Origin of the sequence: Enterobacter cloacae complex sp. GF14B, from assembly GCF_004136805.1 — a bacterium.
In the GTDB taxonomy this organism is placed as follows: domain Bacteria; phylum Pseudomonadota; class Gammaproteobacteria; order Enterobacterales; family Enterobacteriaceae; genus Enterobacter; species Enterobacter hormaechei_C.
In genome coordinates this window covers 1-1,478 of the sequence record NZ_QFRV01000264.1, presented here as the reverse complement: position 1 = coordinate 1,478, position 1,478 = coordinate 1, and the positions used below count along the sequence as shown (strand labels likewise).

The following is a 1,478-nucleotide window of genomic DNA, read 5'->3' as shown; positions in this document are numbered from 1 at the left end:
GGCCGCTGGCGGAGCTGCCGGAGGCGTGAGTTTTTTTGCCCGGTGGCGCTGCGCTTACCGGGCCTACAAAACCGTAGGCCGGGTCAGGCGAAGCCGCCACCCGGCAATAACCCGCACTACACCCGCAGCATCCCTTTCTCTTCCAGAAACGCAATGATCGTTCCCAGACCGTCTCCCGCTTTCAGGTTAGTAAAGGTCCACGGACGCTCGCCGCGCATGCGGTTGGTGTCGCGCTCCATCACCTCCAGCGAGGCGCCGACGTACGGCGCGAGATCGGTTTTGTTAATCACCAGAAAATCGGATTTGGTGATCCCCGGCCCGCCCTTGCGCGGGATTTTTTCCCCTTCGGCCACGTCGATGACGTAGATGGTGAGGTCCGCCAGCTCCGGGCTAAAGGTCGCGCTCAGGTTATCCCCGCCGCTTTCGACGAAGATCAGATCCAGATTGCCGAACTTCTCGCTGAGTGCTTCCACCGCCGCCAGGTTCATTGAAGCATCTTCGCGGATGGCGGTGTGCGGACAGCCGCCCGTTTCCACGCCCACGATGCGCTCTGGCTCCAGCGCACCCGCCTCGGTCAGGATGCGCTGATCCTCTTTGGTGTAGATATCGTTAGTCACCACCGCCAGGTGATAGGTATCGCGCATCGCCTTGCAGAGCGCTTCCAGCAGGGCGGTTTTGCCCGACCCTACCGGGCCGCCCACGCCCACGCGCAGGGGATGTTTGTAATCAGCCATATTGACTCCTCAGGAACGGAATAGTCGTGAATATTGGGTTTCGTGGCGCGCGGAGGCGATGGCCGACAGCGGCGTAGCGGCCCCCAGCGCGTCGTCGCCACGTAAAAATGCCTGTTCAAACCCGGCGGCAAAATGGTCGCTCAGGTCGATAATCAGCTGTTGTGCGGCCTGCTGCCCAAACGGCACCAGCTTGACGCCCGCCATCACCGCGCTCTCAATCCAGCTGTAGCCCAGGCTCAGCGCCAGCTCACGCGTGCTAATGCCCCAGCGCACGCCGAGCCACGCCATGCCGCAGAGCTGGCTCTGCGTCAACAGCGGCAACCATTCTGGCGGGCAGGCGGGTTCCCAGCTTTTAATCAGGCGCGTAAAGGCCGCGCCACGGTTGCGTTCTTCATCGCGCAGCTCGCGCGTTTCCCGGCAGGCGAGCAGGTATGCCGTCCAGCGTTTTGCTGTCGCGACGTCCTGCTTCTCGCAGGCACGATAAAGGCGGATAAACAGCGGCAGGTCGACGCAGAAAAAGCTCTGCTCCATCTGCTGGATCTGCCAGCGCCTGAAGGCCTCAGCGTCCGTGACCCATCCGGCCTCAACGGCCCACTCCAGCCCCTGCGACCAGGTAAACGATCCGACCGGCAGGCTACTGCTGGAGAGCTGCATCAGGCGCAGCCGCTGGCGGGCGTGCTCCATCAGCTCATCAGCGCCAGCAGGGCAGAGACGATCAGCCCGCCACCGAAGGTTTTACGCAGG

2 protein-coding genes are annotated in these 1,478 nt (G+C 62.9%); both read right to left on the bottom strand.

From position 1 onward, the window contains the following. Positions 1-116: 116 nt before the first annotated feature. Positions 117-734: an urease accessory protein UreG gene (ureG, locus tag DD606_RS25175; protein WP_022651876.1), complete on the bottom strand. Its 618-nt coding sequence runs from the start codon at positions 732-734 to the stop codon at positions 117-119. Between the two features lie 9 nt (positions 735-743). After that, positions 744-1,418 (bottom strand): urease accessory protein UreF, encoded by a 675-nt coding sequence (locus tag DD606_RS25170; RefSeq protein ID WP_032607933.1) that lies wholly within the window; start codon positions 1,416-1,418, stop codon positions 744-746. Positions 1,419-1,478: the final 60 nt, after the last annotated feature.

Coding starts and splice junctions, on each gene's coding strand:
- DD606_RS25170 (WP_032607933.1), bottom strand. CDS start 1,418: ATGGAGCACGCCCGCCAGCGGCTGCGCCTGATGCAGCTCTCCAGCAGT.
- ureG (WP_022651876.1), bottom strand. CDS start 734: ATGGCTGATTACAAACATCCCCTGCGCGTGGGCGTGGGCGGCCCGGTA.